The sequence below is a fragment of the Pseudomonas syringae pv. tomato str. DC3000 genome, assembly GCF_000007805.1.
Taxonomy (GTDB): Bacteria; Pseudomonadota; Gammaproteobacteria; order Pseudomonadales; family Pseudomonadaceae; genus Aquipseudomonas; species Aquipseudomonas avellanae.
The window spans coordinates 4,132,637-4,153,548 of record NC_004578.1 but is presented as its reverse complement, the minus strand read 5'-3'; the positions used below and the strand labels follow the sequence as shown (position 1 = coordinate 4,153,548).

Here is a 20,912-nt window from a genome sequence, read left to right as displayed (position 1 = left end):
TTTGCGGACGCGGAGCGCCCTTTCGCGGACAAGTCCGCTCCCACGGCTCTGCGTCCTCTTTTTGCGACGCAAAGCGCCCCGAGCTGCATTCCATACGCCAGACAAGGTGGATTCAGCACACGCTTGCACGGTAGGGTTGTTCGCATCCATGCACTGGTCAAACCGGCCAGTTGCCGAAAAACCTGAATTCTGGAACCGCTGTGAGTCGCTTTGAAACCGCTGGAAACGTCGAAACAAAACCCGCTTCATGGTGGGCCGTCGGCAGCGTATCGCTCGGATCGTTCGCCACCGTCACCACTGAATTCCTGCCTGTAGGGCTGTTACCCGACATTGCCGCAGACCTCGGAACCCGTGTCAGCCACGCCGGCCTGATGATGGCTGTTCCCGGCATCCTTGCGGCCATTTCCGCGCCTTCCTGTATCGCCCTGTTTAGCCATGTCGACCGCAAGCGCCTGTTGCTGGGGTTGCTGTCGATACTGCTGGCGTCCAACCTGATCGTGGCATTGTCGAGTCAGTTCTGGCTGACCCTTACCGGCAGGGTATTGCTCGGCTTCGCGTTGGGAGGCTTCTGGACCATTGCCGGTTCGCTCGGGCCGCGTTTGAGGCCCGGCAAGGAGGGCGCGAAGGCAACCGCGTACATTCTCGCGGGGGTCTCGATTGGCACGGTCGCGGGTATTCCCGCTGGCACACTGATCGGCGAAGCTTTCGGCTGGCGAGCTGCGTTTGAAACGGCAGCGGTCGTTACCGTTGCCGTGGGCCTGTTGATCGCGGCGTTGCTGCCTGCGTTGCCGGGCGAGCGCTCTGCCGGTATCAGCCAGATGCTGTCGCTGGCCGGCGAGCAAAAGATCCGCCGCATGTTCGCCGCCGCGCTATTGATCTACGTCGGGCATTTTGCGGCCTACACCTACCTTGCCCCCTTCGTGCAGGACGCCGCAGACATCAGAGGCCAGACACTGGGATTGTTGCTGTTTGCCTTTGGCCTCGCAGCCGTCGCCGGCAACCTGGCTGGCGGGGCACTGGCTGCCCGAAACGCGCCGTCCTCGGTGCTGATCATGACCCTGCTGATGCTCGGGTCGCTGAGTGCGCTGCTGGTATTTGTCAGCAACCCGTGGCTGCTCTGGCCGGTCATTCTGGTCTGGGGATTTGCCTTCGGGATGATTCCGATCACCACGCAAATATGGTGTTTCGACGCCTCGAACGGACGTGTGGAGGGGGTTCAGGCGCTGCTGGTGTGTGTGGTGAATCTGTCGATTGGCGGCGGGGCGTTCATCGGCGGACTGGTGTCTGAAGGTGCAGGCTTTACCGCTGCCATTGTGACTGGCGCGGTGTGTGCCGCGCTGTCCATGTTAACGGTAGGGTTCTCGCTGCGCAGGTCAAGACAGGTCACCTGCACAGAGTGAGACAGGCCCACCGTCAGCCCGCTTTGAAGAACGCCACTTTTTGCGTCAGACGGTCTGCAAGCAACGCCAGGTCTTCGCTGGCCGTTGCTACCTGCTGAGAACCGCTGGCTGATTTGAGCGTCGAGTCATGAATACTGTTGATATTCATCGCGACCTCTTCGGCCACCGAGCTTTGCTGGATTGAAGCGCTGGCGATCTGCGCGTTCATGTGATTGATCGCGCCGACTTCCTTGCTGATTTTCGACAGCGCGTTCTGCGCATTGCGGGTCTGCGCCACAGCCTTGTTGACCAGCTCGCAGCTGTCACGCATGTTCTGCGCGGCGGTTCCGGTGCCGCCTTGCAGCGTGTTGATCATCGCCTGAATTTCCTGCGTCGACTGCTGGGTGCGGGTCGCCAGAGAGCGCACTTCATCGGCCACCACGGCAAAACCGCGACCGTGTTCACCCGCGCGCGCGGCTTCGATGGCGGCGTTGAGGGCCAGCAGGTTGGTCTGCGACGCGATCGAGTTGATCACCTCTATGACCGTCTCGATCTGCTCGCCGTGCCTGGACGCCTGTTCCACAGTGTTCGTTGTCTCGACCAGCGTGGCCGCCAGTTGCTCAATGGCAGCGGTCGTACCTTCCACCAGACTGTTGCCGGTTTCCACCTCGGTGTCGGCCAGGCGCGCTGCATCCGCTGCCTGTGCCGCGTAGCCGGACACTTCATTGACCGTGGCGGCCATCTGACTGATGGCGGTTGCAACCTGTTCGGCTTCGCGGGTCTGCACCATTACCTGAGCGTTATTGCTGGAAGAGGCCGCCAACAGAATCGTCGATGACTTGCTGACCTCCTGAGCGGCCATTCGCACTTGAGTGATCGTCTCCGAGAGGCGACCCAGCGCCGTTTTCAGCACGCCCATCACGCTGTCGGGATGCTCGGTGGAAATGTTCTGCTGCAAATCGCCATCGGCAAGTCGCTGAATGGCCTGCGCGACGTCGGCAGGCTCGGCCCCCAGGGTTCTTTTGACAAAACGGATGATGACCATTGACAGCACGATGCTCAGCAGAACGGCGAACGCAGTGGCCAGAAGCATCAAGCCACGGAACTGGCTGGCGGTTGCCTGCACGTCATCGAGTTGCGACCTGATTGAAGCCTCTTCGTGGTCAATGAGGGCGTTTACCCGTCTCAGCCACTCGCTGTAATCCCCTGAGACCTGACGCAGCAACAGCGCCTGAGCACCGGCAATGTCACCCGCCCGACGCAGCGCAATCACACGCTGAGTGGACGCAAGGGTCTGCTGTTCGATGTCTTTGATGCTGCGCAGCAACTGGCGTTCTTCGCTGGTCACGTTGGGCCGGGAATACAGCTGATCCATCGGCATGGCCGAGTCGACGTAGTCTTTTTCCAGACGGGTCATTTCTCCCAGGTGCAGCGCAAGGTCCTGATCGTTGTTGACCAGTACCGCATCGCGCAGAGCGATCGCCCGATTGTGCACTCTGCCGCGAAAGTTGATCGCGTAACGCTGAACCTTTGCCGCATTGGCTCCCACATCCTCAAGAGTCGAATCAATGAAGCCCACCCGCTGGATGCCGACGGCGGTGATCAATATCAACAGTGATACCACGGCGGCAAATCCCAGACCGATACGGGTTGCCAGAGAAACCGGTTTTTTCATCAAGGGTGCTCGCAAGGGAGGTACGGGGGTTGCCAGTGACATGACGTCAAACTACTGGCGAATAGCCGCACAGTATGCTTGAGTCGGGCAGCCACCAAATAGATATTTACAAGTGCCTGAATAGGCAGACGTTATTGCAGGATTTTGCGCTGCTTACAGTGGGGGATGGCATATCAGTCGCCTGTTTCAGAAAGAGTGGGTCGAAGGCGTTGTGTCGCGCACTAATACGCTCAACGCCGATGCAATTCTCATCTAAGGAGACCTTGTCGATGGCACCGTCGAAGCCCGGAAAAATGACGTGGCTCCGTTGAGCAGACTGACTGCTCCTTTGCGTGTCATCGCGATACCTGGAAACCACGAGTATTACTTCGACGCCGACCAGTGGATCCCCGAGTTCCAGCGCCTGGGCATGCGGGTGCTGGTCAATGAGCACGTTATTCTGCAGAAGGGGGCCGATCAGATCGTGGTAGCAGGTGTAACGAATGAGGCTGCTCCAGCGTTTGGTCATGAAGGCCCGAATCTGTCCCGAGCGCTCGTCGGTGCGCCGCTGAACACCCCCGTCATACTTCTCAAACACCGCCCGTCCGGTGCGCCTGACTCCGCTGCTGCAGGCGTGGGTTTGCAACTGTCCGGGCACACCCACGGCGGAATGATCAAAGGCCTGGACCTGGTGGTTCGCTCCGCCAAGGGCACGTACATGCGGAATCATGCGAAGGGCAACGCTTCACGCTCTTTCACGTCTGAAGTGAAGGCGTCCGGGTGAAGTGTGTAGGCTTCCAGCATCAGTAAGCGGTAGGCAATGGCGTCGGTTGGCGTCAGTCGTCGGTAGCTGATGGTCACCAAGTAGGATTCGTCTGGCTCAGGCTTGGGATATTGAACCCTGATTTGCAAGAAGTCGTAAGTGGATGCTGTTTTTTAAGCGGACGTTGCGTCTTTTCAATTGACTAGCATTGCCCTTTGAACGATCAGAAAAGCCACAGGGTTTTTTACCCGGCGTGCGTCCAATGATCAATAATGCGCGCCATTATTCGAGTATCAGATCCATCACTCTCTCAGTACATCAGGGACGATAAATGGCATTTCGTGTATTGGTCATCGGCGGCTACGGTAACTTCGGCAGCCTGATCTGCAACCATCTGGCGACGATGCCGGGCATCGAACTGGTTATTTCAGGCCGCGACAGTCGCAAGCTGACAGGCAAGCTCGCCGAGCTACAGGCCTTGGGCGGCAAGCCTTGCCAGAGCTGGTGTGTGGACATCATGCAGGACGGCAAAAGCGACGAGCTTCGCGCGTTGCGCATCGATCTGGTGATTCACACGGCCGGGCCTTTTCAGGGGCAGTCCTATGCAGTGGCGCGGCATTGCATCGACGCAGGGGTCAATTATTGCGACCTGTCGGACTGCCGCACTTTCGTCTCCGGCATTGCCACCCTTGATGCCGCCGCCCGTGATGCCGGTGTCAGCCTGCTGAGCGGATGCAGTTCGGTGCCGACGCTTTCGGCAGCCATCATCGACCAGCATCGTCAGCGTTTTTTGCGCATCGATTCGATAGAGCACGGCATCTCGTCTGCGGCGAAAATGCCGGGTGTGTCCACCGTGCTCGGCGTGCTGGCCTACGCAGGGCGGCCCATTCGCCAGCTCAAGGACGGCCAGGTGCACGAAGTGCCGGGCTGGATGGACCTGACCTTGCGTCGAATGCCCGGCATGGGCGTTCGCCTGCTGGCCAACGTCGATGCACCGGATATCGACGTCTTCGCCGAGCGCTACGCGGCGCAGAACCTCGGTTTCAAGGCCGGTTCCGGGCTCAAGGCGGGGGTTGTCGCTACCTGGTTGCTGGCATTGGCCGTACGCTGCGGGCTGGTGCGCGATCCTGCGCCGTGGGCCGTTCGTCTGCATCGCTGGGGCACGCGCTTCGAGCACCTGGGTGACCGCAAAAGCGCGATGTACATTGATGTCGATGGCGTGGATCCTGATGGCCGACCGTTGCGGATGCGCGCACAACTGACCGCGCTGAACGACAAGGGCCCGGAAATTCCCAGCTGCGCCGCGGTTGCCCTGAGCGCAAAAATGGCGGCGGGCTATCGTCCCCTTCCGGGGGCGCGGGCCTGCGTTGGCGAGATCACCGTGGATGAGTACCTGGCAGCGATCAACCAGCCGTCGAACATTCGTCTGGACGTGCATTTCCAAAGCGGGGAGGCCTGAAGGTGCTCTACCTGTACCTGAAGTACCTGCATGTCATCGCTGCGATCTTTCTGTTCGGCTTTGGCATGGGCTCTTACCTCTATCTGATTGCCGCCAGCCGCAGTGGCAATCCGGTGGTGATTGCCCACGTCGCCAGAATGGTGGTGCGTTTCGACACCTGGATCACCACGCCGGCCGGTTTTGTTCAGGTCATCACCGGTTACGCGATGGTCAGACTGTCGGGCATGGCGCTTCTGACTGACTGGATCATCAGCTCATTGATTATTTTTGCCTGCGTGGGCGCGCTGTGGTTGCCGGTGTTGATACTGCAAAAGCGTCTTGAACGGCTGGCCGATCATGCGGTGGCAACGGGCACGCTTATCGACGATCAGTTTCAGTCTGTCTATCGTCTCTGGTTCTGGCTGGGTGTCATCGGTTTTTCAGGCATGTTCCTCATTGTGCTGATGATGGTGACCAAGATGACGCCGATGCCATTTTTGCAGCCGTGATGTCATCGCTGTCTTGCGGTTTTTCTGTCCATTCTGATGCAGAAGCCTCTGTGCCTCAGGTCGCGAGTCATCGGAAACAGAGCCGCTGAGCAAAGCTAAATAAATCTTAATGAAGGCTCAAAGCCCTGAAAAGCCTTGGCTTCAAGGTTTTGGCTATTGTATTGCAAGCTAATTTTTATCACGCTAACTATCAAGTTAACCGAATCAGCGCCGATTTACGGACATTCCGGAAAATCAAAGGCACACACGTAATGAGCGCAAAATGGTTGGATAACTTGAACGTCAGCAAGAAGCTCGGGCTGGGCTTCGCCGCTATTTTGCTGGGCGTGCTGACCGTCACCGCTATCGGTTACTCCAGCACCAACCTGCTGATCGAGCGTCTGGGCAAGAGTGGCAAGGTCTCCGAGATCAAGGCTGACGTCCTGAACGCCCGCATCGCCGCTCAGGCATATGCCACGGGGCCGAGCGCTGCCGGCGTGCAAACCTACAGCGGCGCGCTGGACACCCTGGGCCGCAGTGTCGATCAGGGGCTTGAGGTGTTCGTCGTATCGAGCAACCTGGCCAGACTGCGCGACATCAAGGAGCGGGTGACCGGCCTCAAGCAGACGTTCGATCAACTGGTCGGTATCAACCAGAAGATCGATGACGCACTCAAGCCGATCATCAAGGTGTCCGACGAGGTCAGCGCGACCTTCGAGAACCTGCTGCAAAAGACCATCGACGATACGTTGCGTGCACCGGACGAAACCGGCATCAAGCAGGTGAAGATCGCGGGTGACCTGCGTAACGGCATGACCAACTTTCGTCTGGTGTTTCGCCGCTACCTGAGTGTGCCGTCCGCCGATAACCGTCAGGCGACCTACACCTCGGCCGATGCGCTGATTGCCCAGGTGGCAGCGGCTCGCAGCCAGTTGCCCGTCGAAGCCAACATCGCCGTAGATACCGCGCTCAATGCCTTGAAGCAGTATAAGATGCTGATGTCTTCGATCTCGGAAATGCTCCAGCAAGCCGATCAGGTTCGCGGCAACCTGCAACAGCAATCCATCGCAACAGCGGCCGTCGCCGATGACCTGGCGGCCCAGCAGATTGTCAGCGCCAAAAAGGAACAGAACACCGCTGTGGTGCAGTTGTTAAGTGTTGCGCTGGTGGTGCTACTGATTGGTATCTTTGCTGCGTTGCTGATCACTCGCCAGATCACCATTCCGTTGAACGATACAGTCATCGCCGCGCGCCGGATCGCCGACGGTGACCTGACTCAGGACTCCAGCACGACCCGTCAGGACGAGCTGGGCCTGTTGCAGAACACCATGCAGCACATGACCGTTTCCCTGCGCGGCCTGATCGGCGGCATCGGCAACGGTGTCACGCAGATCGCCACAGCCGCCGAGCAGTTGTCGGCTGTCAGCGAACAGACCAGCGCTGGCGTCACACTGCAGAAAAACGAAGTCGACCAGGTCGCCACGGCCATGAACGAAATGGCCTCTACCGTCCAGGAGGTGGCGCGCAACACCGAAGACGCTTCGCGGGCGGCCAAACAGGCCAGCGAACGTGCGGCGCACGGCAGCAGTGTGGTGCAGCACGCCACGCGGGAAATCGGCCAGTTGGCCGGTGAAGTGAAGCAACTGGGCGAAGCCATGCAGCGCCTGACCGAAGACAGCAGCAAGATCGGCAGCGTGATCGACGTGATCAAGGCAGTCGCCGAGCAGACAAACCTGCTGGCGCTCAACGCCGCCATCGAGGCCGCACGCGCCGGTGAGCAAGGTCGCGGTTTTGCCGTAGTGGCCGACGAAGTCCGCTCGCTGGCCCAGCGCACCCAGAACTCGACCACTGAAATCGAAGCACTGATCCTGACCTTGCAACAAGGCACCGGTGCCGCTTCGGGCCTGATGGACGCCAGCCTGCAACGCACCGAAGGCACCGTGGTACTGGCCCGCCAGGCCGAACAGGCGCTGGTGGATATCAATCAGTCCATCGGCACGATTGAACAGATGAGCCAGCAGATTTCCGCCGCGGCCGAGCAACAGAGCGCCGTGACCGACGAAATCAACCGCAGCGTGCTCAGCGTGCGCGACATTGCTGACCAGTCTGCATCGGCTACCGAGCAGAGCGCCGCCTCGACGGTAGAGCTGGCCCGCCTGGGCAGTGATCTGCAAAGCATGGTTGCGCGTTTCAAGATTTAAACGTCTGGCAAGGAGCCTCGTGAAACGTTCACGAGGCAACCTGCCGAGCTTCTGCCCTGATCACCATCCACACTCCCACCCCGGATACCACCATCCCCAACGCTATCTGCCATGACAGCGGTTCGTCGAACATCGCCCAGGCCCAGAGCATTGTCACGGGAGGGCTGAGGTACAAAACGCTGGCGACCCGGGTGGCCTTCGCGCGGCGCAGGCATACCCAGTAAAGCCCGTAGCCGCCCAGTGTCGCCAACCCCACCGTCCATGCCACGCTCAACGCAAATCCGCTGCTGGCGATTGGCGCCAGGCCGCCTTGTGTGCCTTGGATAATGGCGAACGCGAAGCTTGAGATAAAATATTGCAGCCACAGGTTGGGCAGCAGTTTCATGGGTTGCGACGTGGTGGAGTGTTTTTGCCACAGTGTCGCGATGGCCAGCGAAAACATGCCCAGCAGCGGCAGGCCGTACGCCCACAGCGGCGCGTTACCCCATTCCAGCGCGCTGTGCGTGACCAGCACCACGCCAATCAGCCCGACCACCAGCCCTGCCCAGATTTGCCAGACCAGCCTTTGCCCGAGCACTAAGGCGGCGAGTAGCGCCATGCCCATCGGTAGCAGATCGGCAAACAGTGCAGCCAGCCCCGCCGGCACGCCGAGCGCAATGCCTTGCGTCACCCCGGCCACGTAACCGGTCATTGCCAGCAGGCCAATACCGGTATTTTTCAGCAGCAGGGTAGGCGGGAGGGTCACCAGTTGCCTGGCAACGAAGGGCAGCAGGAGCAGCGTGACCACCACGCAACGCCAGAACACCACCAGCAGCGGCGGTGCGTAATCCAGCGAAAAGCGTGCGCCGATGAAGCCTGAACTCCAGGTCAGCACAAGTGCTGCTTCAAGCAAGAGAAGAGGAATGGCCTGATGCCAGACAGGCCGCGATACGCTCGGAGAAATCGATAGGTGCTGGTTCATCGACACAGGCTACGAAACCCGCGTAATCTAATAAATCAAAATTAAGTGCACGAGTTGTTCGGGATTAATGAACCATGACGGCAATTCTCGATATCGAGCTGGTACGTACTTTTCATGCAGTGGCGCGACTGGGCAAGTTTTCGGCGGCCGCCGAGCAGCTTCACAAGAGCCCGGCGGCCGTGAGCGTGCAAATCCAGCGACTTGAAGCGGTGGCAGGCGGGCGCTTGCTTAACCGGGACAACCAGGCGGTGTCCCTGACTGCGCTGGGCAAGCGCCTGTTGTCGTCGACTACAGAATTGCTTTGCACCCACGACCGGGTGCTGGCCGATTTGCATGGCACGCACCTGGCGGGACGCATTACGCTGGGCGTCCCGGACGAGTACGCTGTGCATGTTATCCGCGACATCCTGCCGGTGTTCGCGGCGGCCTGGCCCAACGTGGTGCTGGAGCTGAAAACCGCACCCAGCTTCACCCTGCGCGAGCAGGTACTGCGCGGCAAGCTGCAAGCAGCGGTCATCGCGCAGCCCAAAGGGCAGTTGAATGCTGAAGCGCAGTTTCTGGTATCCACCAAGCCGGTCTGGGTCGGGCCGGTAAACGCTACGCTGGCCTCGACAGACCCGTTGCCGCTGGCCGTTCACGCCGCGCAGTGCCCTTATCGCGAAGCTATGATGGCGTCACTCAGGCACAACGGCCGCAAAACCCGCGTGGTCCTGGAAAGCCCCTCCAATCAGGCGATCAAAGCCTGCGTAGAAGCGGGCCTGGCGGTCAGCCTCATTGATCGAAGCGGGGTTACAGAGGCCATGCAGATCCTCAATGATCTACCCGAGATAGCCGAGCACGAAATCGTCTTCCTGCGCTCGCCCGCGTCACAGACCGACGAGGCGGTGAGTCTGTTGGCGCAGGCGATGCAGAAGTATTTTCGGGTTTAATCAGCGAAGTCGGTTGTGCCAACGGTATTGGAGATTTACCACACCAACGGCGGCTGCCTTCTCGTGTGGAAAATCCGCAGAACCTGTAATCGGCCGTTACGGATGCGGTATGGAATCAGGTAAGGCCAGTCTGGCAAAGGCCATTCTCTGGTGCCAGCAATTCGTCCCTCTCGGCCTAGGGCCGGAAAGCTTGCGAGCTGCTTTACGCTTATTTGTAGTGCTTCTACGAAAGCAACCGCAGCAGCCGGATTTTCTAGCGAGATGTAGGCGGCTTCATCATCCAGGTTTTTTAATGCTGTTTTTAGCCATTCAACCTGCATTGTTCGCCCATTTATTCATCACTGCCTTTACATCTTCTTCACTTGCGAACTCGCCCGCGTCTGCTTCTTCAATTGCACGCTGAATTTCGGCAATCTGCCAGGCTTCGCGAGTCAAGTATTCACGTAATGCGTTCAAGGCCAAAAACGACTTGCTGCGGCCGGTCGCTTTGGCGAGGTGTGCAAGGGTATCTGCCATCTCGTCCGGCAGGCGTAGAGACATAACGGACATATGAACCTCATGTGTAGTGGTTTGTAGTGTTTCAAGCTGCAGTGTAGTGCAGATTGTGAGGTCTATGGCACTCGCTTTATTTCAGGTTCATTCGCTTTCTGAGCTTTCACAAAATGGCCCGCGAGTTTGCGGGCCATCGGGAGCTTTTCATTCAGTTCATTGGTCGCCTCAACCATCCTTGAACAAAAAGCTGTACGCGTTCAGCGCCGGTACGCCGCCCAGGTGCGCGTAGAGCACTTTCGAGCCTTCGGGGAATTCGCCGTTGCGGACCATGTCGATCATGCCGTGCATGGATTTGCCCTCGTAGACCGGGTCGGTCAGCACGCCTTCGAGGCGGGCGCAGAGGCGTATGGCTTCGAGGGTGCCGTCGTTGGGCAGGCCGTATTCGGGGTAGGCGTAGCGGGTGTCGAGCACCACGTCTTCGGCGGTGATTTCGCGGCCCAGGTCGACCAGTTTTGCGGTGTTCTGGGCGATACGCAGTACCTGCTCGCGGGTTTTGTCCGGTTTGGCCGAGGCGTCGATGCCGATTACCCGTTGCGCACGGCCATCGGCAGCGAAGCCGACCAGCATACCGGCGTGGGTGCTGCCGGTGACCGAGCAGACGACGATGTAGTCGAACTTGAAGCCCAGTTCTTCTTCTTGCTGGCGTACTTCATCGGCAAAGCGCACGAACCCAAGGCCGCCGTAGGGATGTTCCGAACATCCCGCAGGAATCGGGAACGGCTTGCCGCCGCTTTCGACTACATCGGCCATGGCCTTTTCCCAGCTCGGGCGAATGCCGATATCAAAACCGGCCGAGTCCAGGCGCACATCGGCGCCCATGATGCGCGACATTTCGATGTTGCCGACCCGGTCATACAGCGCATCGGAGTAGTTGACCCAGTTTTCCTGAACCAGCACGCACTTCATGCCCAGATGCGCCGCGACTGCCGCCACCTGGCGGGTCTGGTTGGACTGAATGCCGCCGATCGACACCAGCGTGTCGTAGCCGCCCTCGATGGCTTCCGGCACCAGGTATTCCAGCTTGCGGGTCTTGTTGCCGCCAAAGGCCAGGCCGCTATTGCAGTCTTCGCGCTTGGCGTACAGATCGACCTTGCCACCCAGGTGCTCGCTCAAGCGTTTCAGCGGGGTGATGGGCGAGGGGCCGAAGGTCAGAGGGTAGCGTTTGAACTTGCTGAGGTTCATATCGGGTCTCCGTTGATAGGCTGATCCAGGCATTGAACGGTGTGCCTGATGTGGCTCCTATCATAGAAAACAGGTCGATAATCGTGGTTGCAAAGAATTGTCTATTTGCAAAATCAGCGTTAGTGTCAGGGCATTACAGCAAACTTTTATTTTGTGAAATTACCCATGAAAGCAATAAATGAACGCGCTAAAAAGCCAGGCGCTGATACGCCGCCGCTGCTGGACAGGATCGACCGCGCGATCCTGAAGACGCTGCAGCGTGACGCCTCGATTTCCAATGTGGCCCTCGCCGAGAAGGTCAAACTGAGCCCGCCTGCCTGCCTGAGGCGTGTCGAGCGGCTGAAAGACTCGGGCGTCATCAAAGGAGTTGTTGCGCTGCTCAATGGCGATGTACTGGACGCAGGCATGGTGGTGTTGATCGGCGTGGTTCTGGACCGCTCGACACCCGACTCGTTTGCGCAATTTGAAGCGGCTGCGCAGAAGGTCTACGGGTGCATGGAGTTTCATGTGGTCACCGGCGAGTTTGATTACTTCATGCTGCTGCGCACCAAAGACAGTCAGAGTTTCAACCGCCTGCACGCCGAGCAACTGTTGTATTTACCCGGTGTCAGACAGATCCGCTCGTTCATGGGCTTGCGTCAGGTGTTGTCGACGACTCATTTGCCGATCTGACCGTTGCTCAACGTGCCTGACGTGTCCTGTGCGGCGTCAAACGTTCGCTGTGGATAACGGTCAGAGTTGTCTGGTGCAACACGAATGACTTTTGGCGTGAGATTCACTGAACGCCGTTTCTTTTTTACCTGCTCAAGGATTTTCATTTTGGCTGCTGGAAGCTTGCTTACCCTGCTCGACGATATCGCGACCCTGCTGGATGACGTGGCGCTGGCCACCAAGAAAACAGCGGGCGTGCTGGGTGATGACCTGGCGCTCAACGCCCAGCAGGTCACCGGTGTGTCAGCTGATCGTGAATTGCCTGTGGTCTGGGCGGTGGCCAAGGGTTCGCTGCTCAACAAGGCGATTCTGGTGCCTGCGGCGCTGCTGATCAGTGCGTTCGCGCCTTGGGCGATTCTGCCTCTGCTGATGATTGGCGGCGCGTTTCTGTGTTTTGAAGGCTTCGAGAAAATTGCCCATAAATGGCTGCACCCTGAAGCCGGCGAAGAGCACGACCAGCGCAAGCAGGCTGCTACGGATGCGTCAGTGGACATGGTTGCGTTCGAAAAAGAGCGCATCAAGGGCGCGATTCGCACCGACTTCATTCTTTCGGCGGAAATCATCGTGCTGGCATTGGGCGTAGTCTCGGCCCGTCCGTTCATGGATCAGGTCGGCGTTCTGGTCATTGTTGCCGTACTGATTACCGTGGGCGTTTATGGCCTTGTAGCCGGTATTGTCAAACTTGACGACCTGGGCCTGCACCTGAAAAGGACCGCAAGCTCGGTGGCACAAACTATCGGCAGCGCTTTGCTGTGGCTGGCGCCGGTACTGATGAAGGTATTGTCGATCGTCGGCACTGCGGCGATGTTCATGGTCGGCGGCGGGATTCTGGTCCACGGCCTGCCGTTCGCTCACCATTGGGCAGACGGCGTGACCGAGGCTGCATCTGCTGCTGTGGGTGGCCTTTCGATGATCGTTCCGACCCTGATCGATGCCATCGCCGGGATCATTGCGGGTGCTGTGCTGGTGCTGATCGTGACGCTGGTGGGCAAGGTCTGGAAAGCGGCGAGGGAGTAAGTAAGGCTGCTTTTTTATCGCGATGGTACTGACGACGCCGATTGCGACGTCACTATCGTGCGACGCTTTGCGTCGGCACGATAGTTATCCCAAGACCTGTGTATAGCGCGGAGTGCGGGAATGATCGTCATCATCAGGTGATCAGAAAAACACCTTCACCAACAAACTCGCGGTGTTCTGGTCGGTGTCAAACGAGCCGCTGTCCTTGATGCCGTATTTGTTGGTCCAGTAGTCGTATTCAATACCGACATAGAGCTGGCGTTCCGGGTAGTTCAGCGCTTTGCCCAGGTCGTATTTGATCTGCGGGTTGAAGTGCAGGTTAGAGTGGTAGGTACCACGTGAAGTCTTGTCGTTGTCTACAACCCAGTCCATGAAGCCGTCGATCAGCACGTCCGATTTGCCGACAGGAATGGTGTAGGACCAGACCGGCGTGATCTGCCAGACGCCGTCACCCGGGCGATTGCCTTCGGTCTGACGCTGATAGAAGTTCAGCTGGAAGTAATCGAACCCCGGAATCTTCAAATCGAATGCCGGACCGATCAGGTACGACTCGTTATCGCCTTCACCAAACTCGTAAGTGGCCGCGATCAACACATCGCTGATCGGACCGAACTCGAACTTCTGGCCAAATATCTTGCCCAGCGACAAGCGTGGGGAGAACTCACCGTAGTAGGTGTTATCGCCTGCGGTTGCGTCTTTCTTGCCGTTGTAGAAGATCTTGTCGACGAAGAAGAAGTTGTCACCGTATTTCCAGCTGTCCGCGTGCTCGAAGGTGAAGGTCTGCTGTATTTCCGGGTTGACAGCAAAGTCTCGTCCATTGAGGTAGGTCAGGCTATTACTCTGCCACTGGAAGATACCCTCTGCCATGGCGGGTGCAGCAGCCAGCAGACTGCTGGCCAGTAACACGCTGGAAAACGTACGGTTCATGCGGTGAGCCCCTTGGTATGGATCGTGATTTTTCAGACCGGCGTTCTATGGGTGACGCCTTGTCTGTGGTTGCAATAATTTTGTCTGTCTGGTCAGCTTTGTGTTGTTAGCAAGAGCTGCGCCAATCAGTAAAAAAAGTTTAAGTAATCCTCAAACCGGCACCAACGTGTCGGTTTCAAGTCATTTTCCGGGGCAATGGAGTCTTGACCGCGCAGTCAGCTAGTTAGCCGTGCGGTCAGATTCAACAATCAGGAAAGTTGCAGTACGGGTTGGCAGCGGCGGCGGAGGATACTGACCCGCAGCGCCGTACTCAAGTGCTCCAGAGCGGGGCGTCTGGAGCGAAAACAGGGCAGTTGCCCTTTTTGGCTAGTTGATGTGTGCGCCCTGGTCGATCCAGGCGCCCACCAGCTCGCGTTCCTGCGGGGTCATCTGGGTTATGTTGCCCAGTGGCATGATTGGCGACGTGATAGCTTGCGCCTTGATACGCGCTGCCTGTTGCTGGATCTGTTCAGGCGTATCGAACATCACGCCTGCCGGGGCAACGCTGAACAGCTGGCTGGTCGGTGTAGCCGAGTGGCAGACCGAGCAGCGCTGCGTGATCACCTCATGCACCTTGCTGAAATCCGCGCCTGCCGCTTTGGCGGGTTCGGCCTGTGCGGGCGGAGTCAGCGGCGCTGCAGGCTTCTCATCAGCCCGATGACCACCGACAGCGGTACCCGGCAGCGGCTGATAGACAATCTTCGGCGCAGGCTGGGCCGGGCCGGTGACGTACGCCAGGCACAGCATGCCCAGTGCGGCAACCGGCAGGGTCCAGGCGAAGCGATGGCTGTCATGCCGTGTATTGAAATAGTGGCGCACCAGCACCGCCAGCAGCGCGATACCCGCCAGGATCAGCCAGTTGTACTCGCTGCCGTAAGTGCTCGGAAAGTGGTTGCTGATCATGATGAACAGCACGGGCAGGGTGAAGTAGTTGTTGTGCCTGGAGCGCAGCAGGCCCTTGGCGGGCAGGCTTGGGTCTGGCGTGCGGTTTTCGGCGATGGCGGCGACCAGTGCGCGCTGGGCGGGCATGATGATGCGGAACACGTTGCCGACCATGATGGTGCCCATGATCGCGCCTACATGCAGGTACGCGCCGCGCCCGCTGAATACCTTGCTGAACCCGTAAGCCGCCGCAACCAGCAACAAAAACAGGACAACGCCCAGCAGCGCAGGGCGCTTGCCCAGCGGCGAGTCGCACAGAAAACTGTAGATGAACCAGCCGACGAACAACGAGCCCAAGCCTATGTGCACGCCCTCGGCACCGCTCAGGCTGCTGCCCGGTGCCAGCAGATACAGCGTCGGGTTGGCGTAAAACACCACGCACAGCAGCGCAACGCCCGACAACCAGGTCGAATAGGCTTCCCATTTGAACCAGTGCAGGTTCTCGGGCATGGTCGGTGGCGCGAGTTTGTATTTCTCCAGGTGATAAATGCCACCCCCGTGGATCGCCCACAAATCACCTGACAGCCCTTCTCGCGGGTTGCTGCGGTTGAGGTTGTTTTCCAGCCAGACAAAGTAGAACGATGCGCCGATCCAGGCGACGCCCACAATCATGTGAACCCAGCGTACGCCCAGATTCAGCCATTCCATCATGTGTGCCAGCACGGTTATTACCCTTCCTGTGGGTTGGGATCGAGAACCAGCCGCTGGTTCTCCTCGAAGTAATGCTCGTCGCAGTTGTTGCCGGAGCCACTGCGATCAACCACCAGGAAGTCATCCTGCTTTTCGATCGTCAGCACCGGGTGGTGCCAGACGCCGCGATGGTAATTGACGCCCTGCCTGCCGTTGGACACGAAGGCGCGGGTCAGCGCTGATTCAGGTGCATCGCCAACCGGCGCGACGACGATCAGAAAAGGGTTGCCGAGCAACGGTATGAACGCCTGACTGCCCTGCGGATGACGCTCCAGCATGCCGATGGTCAGGGGCATCGGTAGCGATTCGGCGCGAAAAATACTGATAATTGCCTTGTCATCCGGCTGCGCGGTGTCGACTTCGGCCAGACGATGAAAACGCATGGTCGAGCCGTTGTTGATCATGAAATGATCGCTGCCGTCGGTTTCGATGACATCACCGAACGGTGCGAAAGCGTCCTTGGTCAGTGGCTCGATAGTCAGTGTGCGCATGCGGATTCTTCTTTAAATGGTTTCAGGGTTTATCGCACTCGTCACTGCATGGAATGCGGTGCTCGCCTGCTTCTGCGGCCAGCATCAAAATCAGGCCTTTATATGATGCGGAGCGTGGTAACGAGAGTTCAGGTGTCGTTACCTGGACACCTTGCCCAACACCCGCAAGCGACTCACACCCCCGTCCGGGAACACGTTCAGGCGGATGTGGGTGATCGGGCCGATGGCTTTTACCTGCTCGGCGAACTCGTGTTCGGCGTGCATGGTGAGCTTCTGGCTGGGCAGCAGCTCGCGCCAGAACAGGCTCTGGGTTTCGATCTGGCTATCAGTGCCGCCTTTGACGAACGCGCCCTGAATCGAGCAGCTGTCCGGGTAGTTGCCCTTGAAGTGCAGCGTGTCGACGATGACTTTCTCGACTTCGCCCTTGTGCCCCAAGGCGACGATGACCCAGTCATTGCCCGGTGTGCGACGGCGCGCGGTTTCCCAGCCATCGCCCATGTTCACGCCGCGGCCGGGGTTAAGGATGTTGCTCATGCTGCCGTAATGCTCGTCCGAACAGGCAATCGAACGGCCGCCATTGAGTGCCGCGACCAGATCAATCTGCTCGCTTTCAGTGACTTTCGACCAGTCGCGATGTGGTACGCCGTACACCCGCAGGCGCGCCACACCGCCGTCCGGGTAGATATTGAAGCGCAAATGGCTGAACGCCTGGTCGTGGCTGATCTCGTGGTAGTGATGGCTGTTGCCTTTGAGTTCCACCGACGACAGCACTTCGGTCCACGCGGTGTTTTCGTCCGGCTCGCCAGAGGCCAGAAAGCAGGCTTCCAGAGAAGCGGAAGGCGGAAAGTTGCCGGTGAAGAACGACGTGTCGATGTCCACGCCCTTGAGGGTGCCTGCCACGCCGAGTTTAATCACTGCGCTGTCATAGCCTTCGAAACGCTTGCGCCGCGACTCCCAGCCGTCCATCCACTTGCCGTTGTCATCGAACACGCCTTCTTTCCAGACCGCAGGCGTTGGCTGGAACAGGCGGTTGGCATCGGCGAACCAGTCATCGGTGACCGAAAGGATTTTGGTCCCCAGGCGCGCGTCGGCCAGGTTGACGAACTTCTCGAACGGTGCGGCGTAAACTTTCATGCTTATTGTCTGCCTTCTGAATGCGGTTATGCCTGCGACGCGTGCAGCGCCTGCAAACGAAACAATGCGATTTTGTTGATCTCGGCCAGAGCGCAAGCGAACTCGGCCTCGGGCGAGTGATGGATGCGTTGCTCAAACGCTGCCAGAATTTTGTGCCTGTCGCTGCCCTTGACCGCCATGATGAACGGAAAGCCGAAGCGGGCCTTGTAAGCCCCGTTCAGCTCGGTAAAGCGCTGGAATTCGTCAGGCGTGCAGAGGTGGATACCGGCACCCGCCTGTTCATCGGTACTGGCCTGGGTCAGCTCACCTTTGACGGCAGCCTTGCCCGCCAGATCCGGGTGAGCATTGATCAGCGCCAGTTGCTGCGCGTGAGTGGCATTGAGCAGGATGTCGCTCAAGCGCGCATGCAGGGTGTCGAGCTGATCCAGCTCAGGGCCTGCGTCCTGGTTAAATGCCTGTTCTGCGACCCATGGCGAATGCTCGTAGATATCGGCATAGGTAGCGATAAACGCATCGCGGCTCAGGCTCGAGGGCTTTGGGTTCTGCAACTCGCTCATTGCGCGGCCTCGCCGGTAAAGGGATGTTCCGTGTGCCAGTGGCGGGCGATGTCCACACGGCGGGTGAACCACACCTGCTCATGGCTTTTGACGTATTCGATGAAGCGCTTGAGTGCGGCGAGCCGGGCAGGGCGGCCAATCAGACGGCAGTGCAAACCGATGGAGAGCATCTTCGGCGCGTCCTCGCCTTCGGCATACAGCACGTCGAACGCGTCCTTCAGGTACTGGAAAAACTGCTCGCCGTTGTTGAAACCCTGCACCTGTGTGAAGCGCATGTCGTTGGTGTCCAGCGTATACGGGATCACCAGATGCGGCTTGCCGGTCGGGTTGTTCGGCTCCCAGTAAGGCAGGTCATCGTCGTAGGTGTCGCAATCATAAAGAAAGCCGCCTTCCTCCATGACCAGCCGCCGTGTGTTGGCCCCGGTGCGGCCGGTGTACCAGCCCAATGGGCGTTCGCCGCTGATTTCGGTCAGAATCTGAATGGCCTGACGCATGTGCTCGCGCTCTTGGGCTTCGTCCATGTTCTGGTAGTCGATCCAGCGATAACCGTGGCTGCAGATTTCGTGACCGTCGGCGACCATTGCGCGAATAACGTCCGGGTGACGTTGCGCCGCCATGGCGACAGCGAAGATGGTCAGGGGAATGTCGAACTGTTTGAACAGCTTGAGAATGCGCCACACGCCGGCTCGACTGCCGTACTCGTACAGCGACTCCATGCTCATGTTGCGCTGGCCTTGCAGTGGCTGGGCCGCGACCATTTCGGACAGAAACGCTTCGGATTCCCTGTCGCCATGCAGAATATTGCGCTCGCCACCTTCCTCGTAATTCAGCACGAACGACAAGGCAATGCGCGCATCGCCCGGCCAGCGTGGATGAGGCGGGTTGCTGCCGTAACCGATCAGGTCGCGTGGGTAGTCAGCGCTCACTGCAAGCTTCCTTATGTGCGTGATATCAGGTGCAATGCGTAAGTCAGGCAAGCACCGCAAAGTGAAGATTGTATACAATTTGTTTTGCGGGTTGTAACCCTGAACTTTTCTTCATCGAAGGTCAGCATTGGCAAGATATGAAGCAAGAAACCTGCCTGACTGGTCAGTTAAAGCCAAAAAACCTGATATTTTTCCTTGGCTTCACTGAAATCAATCAGTTCTGGTGGTTTGAACAGGAGAACGAGCTGAAAACGCCATTTTATTGTGTACAGCTTTTTTCAAAACTGTCTTAATCGGTCGCAATCGTACGACGCAAGGCACCCCATTGGTGCACCGTTTCACACTCACTGGATGGCAAGGAGCGAAGTTTTGGGGAAATTGACCACACACGTACTGGACTCGGCCCACGGCTGCCCGGGCGCTGCCATTCGCGTTGATTTGTATCGGGTGCAAGATCAGCAATTGCTGCACATGGTCAGTGTCGTGACCAACAGCGATGGTCGCTGCGACGCGCCGTTGTTACAGGGCGACGATTATCAGTCCGGCGTGTACCAGTTGCACTTTCAGGCAGGCGATTACTACCGGTCGCGAGGCGTGGTGCTCAATGAGCCGGCGTTTCTGGATGAGGTGGTATTGCGCTTCGGCATTGATGCAGGTCAGGAACACTTTCATGTGCCGCTGTTAATCTCGCCTTACAGCTACTCGACCTACAGAGGCAGCTGATTCTCTTGCCCGCCCCACACTGCGGGCTTTTTTTCGTGCGGGTTTCTGAATCTGCCTTCTGCAGCACCCTGTGTACAATGCGCCAGCCCCGACGGCGTAAACCATTCGCGCAAGAGTATTCATGAACGATCAGTCCCTGCCCCTCAAGAAACAGCCGCGCAGCCCAGATAGCGGTCGCAGCGTGACTCAGGACGATATTGTTTATGAGCACATTTTCGACGCGATTCTGGAACAGCGTCTGGCACCGGGCACCAAATTGAGTGAAGAGGCGCTTGGCGAAATTTTCGGCGTCAGCCGCACCATCATTCGCCGTGCGCTGTCGCGGCTGGGTCATGAGGGGGTCGTGCTGTTGCGCCCCAACCGCGGTGCGGTGGTGGTCAGCCCCAGTGTTGAAGAGGCGCGTCAGGTGTTCTTTGCGCGGCGCATGGTCGAGCGGGCCATCACCGAATTGACCGTCGAGCATGCCAGTGCCGAGCAACTGGCCGAGCTGCGCCAGATGGTCAGCGACGAGCGCGACAGCTTTGCCCGCGGTGATCGGGGCGCTGGCATTCGTCTGTCCGGAGAGTTCCACCTGCAATTGGCCGTGGCCGCGAGAAATGCGCCACTGATCAGTTTCCAGCGCAGCCTGGTGTCGCAGACGTCACTGATCATCGCCCAATACGAAACCGGTAACCGCACGCACTGTTCATACGACGAGCACACCCAACTGATCGACGCCATCGCAGCTCGCGATGCGGCTCGGGCCGTCGAGCTGATGATGCATCACATGGACCACATCGACAGCAAGCTCAACCTCGACCAAGACAGCGCCTCCGACGACCTGCACGCTGTGTTCTCGCACGTGCTGGGCAGGAAAAAACCGGTGCGTTGAGACTGCTTACCCAGGCACTTCTCGTCACTATCGTGCGACGTTCTGCGTCGTCATGCCGATCTCAACTATCGTGCGACGCTCTGCGTCGTCATGCCGTTCCGGACGCTGCGCGTCCTCTTTGCGACGCAGAGCGTCGCGACCTGCATTTCCACGCTGGAGCGTAGGGAACGATAACCTGAACTACCTCAACTATCGTGCGACTCTCTGCGTCGCATGCCGTTCGGGACGCTCGGCGTCCTCTTTGCGACGCAGAGCGTCGCGACCTGCATTCCCACGCGGAGCGTAGGGAACGATAACCTGAACTACCTCAACTATCGTGCGACGCTCTGCGTCGCAT

20 protein-coding genes and 1 pseudogene are annotated in these 20,912 nt (G+C 58.7%); 10 read left to right on the top strand and 11 right to left on the bottom strand.

Going from position 1 to position 20,912, the window contains the following annotated elements:
- Positions 1 to 200 precede the first annotated feature (200 nt).
- Positions 201 to 1,400, top strand: a complete 1,200-nt coding sequence (locus tag PSPTO_RS19055; protein WP_011104673.1) for an MFS transporter — start codon at positions 201 to 203, stop codon at positions 1,398 to 1,400.
- Positions 1,401 to 1,413: 13 nt separating this feature from the next.
- Here PSPTO_RS19055 and PSPTO_RS19050 read toward each other — a convergent pair whose 3' ends face one another.
- On the bottom strand, positions 1,414 to 3,054 hold the full coding sequence (locus tag PSPTO_RS19050; RefSeq protein ID WP_011104672.1) for a methyl-accepting chemotaxis protein: 1,641 nt from the start codon (positions 3,052 to 3,054) through the stop codon (positions 1,414 to 1,416).
- Positions 3,055 to 3,223: 169 nt separating this feature from the next.
- Between PSPTO_RS19050 and PSPTO_RS19045 the strand changes: the two are divergent.
- The 4 genes and pseudogenes from PSPTO_RS19045 to PSPTO_RS19030 form a co-directional block, all read left to right on the top strand.
- Positions 3,224 to 3,739, top strand: a pseudogene (locus PSPTO_RS19045) (metallophosphoesterase); the annotation flags it as partial.
- A gap of 388 nt (positions 3,740 to 4,127) precedes the next feature.
- Entirely contained in the window at positions 4,128 to 5,255 is a 1,128-nt protein-coding gene (locus PSPTO_RS19040) for a saccharopine dehydrogenase family protein (RefSeq protein ID WP_011104670.1), read from the top strand.
- A gap of 2 nt (positions 5,256 to 5,257) precedes the next feature.
- Positions 5,258 to 5,743, top strand: coding sequence for a DUF2269 domain-containing protein (locus PSPTO_RS19035; RefSeq protein ID WP_007245243.1), 486 nt, complete (start codon positions 5,258 to 5,260; stop codon positions 5,741 to 5,743).
- Between the two features lie 251 nt (positions 5,744 to 5,994).
- A complete protein-coding gene (locus PSPTO_RS19030) occupies positions 5,995 to 7,923 on the top strand; it encodes a methyl-accepting chemotaxis protein (RefSeq protein ID WP_044390209.1) in 1,929 nt (642 codons plus the stop codon).
- 28 nt (positions 7,924 to 7,951) lie between these two features.
- Here the strand turns inward: PSPTO_RS19030 and PSPTO_RS19025 are convergent, their stop codons facing one another.
- A complete protein-coding gene (locus PSPTO_RS19025; protein WP_011104668.1) occupies positions 7,952 to 8,884 on the bottom strand; it encodes a DMT family transporter in 933 nt (310 codons plus the stop codon).
- Positions 8,885 to 8,958: 74 nt separating this feature from the next.
- Here PSPTO_RS19025 and PSPTO_RS19020 point away from each other — a divergent pair, with 74 nt between their 5' ends.
- The gene (locus tag PSPTO_RS19020; RefSeq protein ID WP_011104667.1) at positions 8,959 to 9,813 is read left to right on the top strand and encodes a LysR family transcriptional regulator; all 855 of its coding nucleotides are present in this window, start codon (positions 8,959 to 8,961) and stop codon (positions 9,811 to 9,813) included.
- 35 nt (positions 9,814 to 9,848) lie between these two features.
- On the opposite strand, the gene PSPTO_RS19015 is transcribed toward PSPTO_RS19020, so the two are convergent.
- The 3 genes from PSPTO_RS19015 to PSPTO_RS19005 form a co-directional block, all read right to left on the bottom strand.
- A complete protein-coding gene (locus PSPTO_RS19015; protein ID WP_011104666.1) occupies positions 9,849 to 10,133 on the bottom strand; it encodes a type II toxin-antitoxin system RelE/ParE family toxin in 285 nt (94 codons plus the stop codon).
- Positions 10,123 to 10,362, bottom strand: coding sequence for a type II toxin-antitoxin system RelB family antitoxin (locus PSPTO_RS19010; RefSeq protein WP_005740683.1), 240 nt, complete (start codon positions 10,360 to 10,362; stop codon positions 10,123 to 10,125). The genes PSPTO_RS19015 and PSPTO_RS19010 overlap by 11 nt, the downstream gene beginning before the upstream one ends.
- Before the next feature lie 168 nt (positions 10,363 to 10,530).
- Positions 10,531 to 11,547, bottom strand: coding sequence for a 1-aminocyclopropane-1-carboxylate deaminase (locus PSPTO_RS19005; protein ID WP_003376162.1), 1,017 nt, complete (start codon positions 11,545 to 11,547; stop codon positions 10,531 to 10,533).
- Positions 11,548 to 11,712: 165 nt separating this feature from the next.
- On the opposite strand from PSPTO_RS19005, the gene PSPTO_RS19000 reads away from it, so the two are divergent.
- Both PSPTO_RS19000 and PSPTO_RS18995 read left to right on the top strand, forming a co-directional pair.
- Positions 11,713 to 12,219 carry an Lrp/AsnC family transcriptional regulator gene (locus PSPTO_RS19000; protein ID WP_046463288.1) on the top strand — a complete coding sequence of 169 codons (507 nt, stop codon included), beginning with the start codon at positions 11,713 to 11,715 and terminating at the stop codon, positions 12,217 to 12,219.
- Between the two features lie 147 nt (positions 12,220 to 12,366).
- Positions 12,367 to 13,275 (top strand): DUF808 domain-containing protein, encoded by a 909-nt coding sequence (locus PSPTO_RS18995; RefSeq protein ID WP_011104663.1) that lies wholly within the window; start codon positions 12,367 to 12,369, stop codon positions 13,273 to 13,275.
- Between the two features lie 141 nt (positions 13,276 to 13,416).
- Here PSPTO_RS18995 and PSPTO_RS18990 read toward each other — a convergent pair whose 3' ends face one another.
- The 6 genes from PSPTO_RS18990 to puuE all read right to left on the bottom strand — a co-directional run bounded on the left by PSPTO_RS18990 (position 13,417) and on the right by puuE (position 18,981).
- Positions 13,417 to 14,202: an outer membrane protein OmpK gene (locus tag PSPTO_RS18990; protein ID WP_005765329.1), complete on the bottom strand. Its 786-nt coding sequence runs from the start codon at positions 14,200 to 14,202 to the stop codon at positions 13,417 to 13,419.
- 366 nt (positions 14,203 to 14,568) lie between these two features.
- Positions 14,569 to 15,846: a urate hydroxylase PuuD gene (locus PSPTO_RS18985; RefSeq protein WP_046463289.1), complete on the bottom strand. Its 1,278-nt coding sequence runs from the start codon at positions 15,844 to 15,846 to the stop codon at positions 14,569 to 14,571.
- Between the two features lie 5 nt (positions 15,847 to 15,851).
- Positions 15,852 to 16,364, bottom strand: coding sequence for an ureidoglycolate lyase (locus PSPTO_RS18980; RefSeq protein WP_005765323.1), 513 nt, complete (start codon positions 16,362 to 16,364; stop codon positions 15,852 to 15,854).
- Positions 16,365 to 16,502: 138 nt separating this feature from the next.
- Positions 16,503 to 17,498 (bottom strand): allantoicase, encoded by a 996-nt coding sequence (alc, locus tag PSPTO_RS18975; RefSeq protein ID WP_011104661.1) that lies wholly within the window; start codon positions 17,496 to 17,498, stop codon positions 16,503 to 16,505.
- A gap of 26 nt (positions 17,499 to 17,524) precedes the next feature.
- The gene (gene uraD, locus PSPTO_RS18970; protein WP_011104660.1) at positions 17,525 to 18,055 is read right to left on the bottom strand and encodes a 2-oxo-4-hydroxy-4-carboxy-5-ureidoimidazoline decarboxylase; all 531 of its coding nucleotides are present in this window, start codon (positions 18,053 to 18,055) and stop codon (positions 17,525 to 17,527) included.
- Positions 18,052 to 18,981, bottom strand: coding sequence for an allantoinase PuuE (gene puuE, locus PSPTO_RS18965; protein ID WP_005765316.1), 930 nt, complete (start codon positions 18,979 to 18,981; stop codon positions 18,052 to 18,054). Before puuE ends, uraD begins: the two co-directional genes overlap by 4 nt.
- Before the next feature lie 369 nt (positions 18,982 to 19,350).
- Here puuE and uraH point away from each other — a divergent pair, with 369 nt between their 5' ends.
- Both uraH and PSPTO_RS18955 read left to right on the top strand, forming a co-directional pair.
- A complete protein-coding gene (gene uraH / locus PSPTO_RS18960; RefSeq protein WP_005765312.1) occupies positions 19,351 to 19,704 on the top strand; it encodes a hydroxyisourate hydrolase in 354 nt (117 codons plus the stop codon).
- 121 nt (positions 19,705 to 19,825) lie between these two features.
- The gene (locus PSPTO_RS18955; protein WP_011104658.1) at positions 19,826 to 20,575 is read left to right on the top strand and encodes a GntR family transcriptional regulator; all 750 of its coding nucleotides are present in this window, start codon (positions 19,826 to 19,828) and stop codon (positions 20,573 to 20,575) included.
- The last annotated feature ends 337 nt before the right edge of the window (positions 20,576 to 20,912 follow it).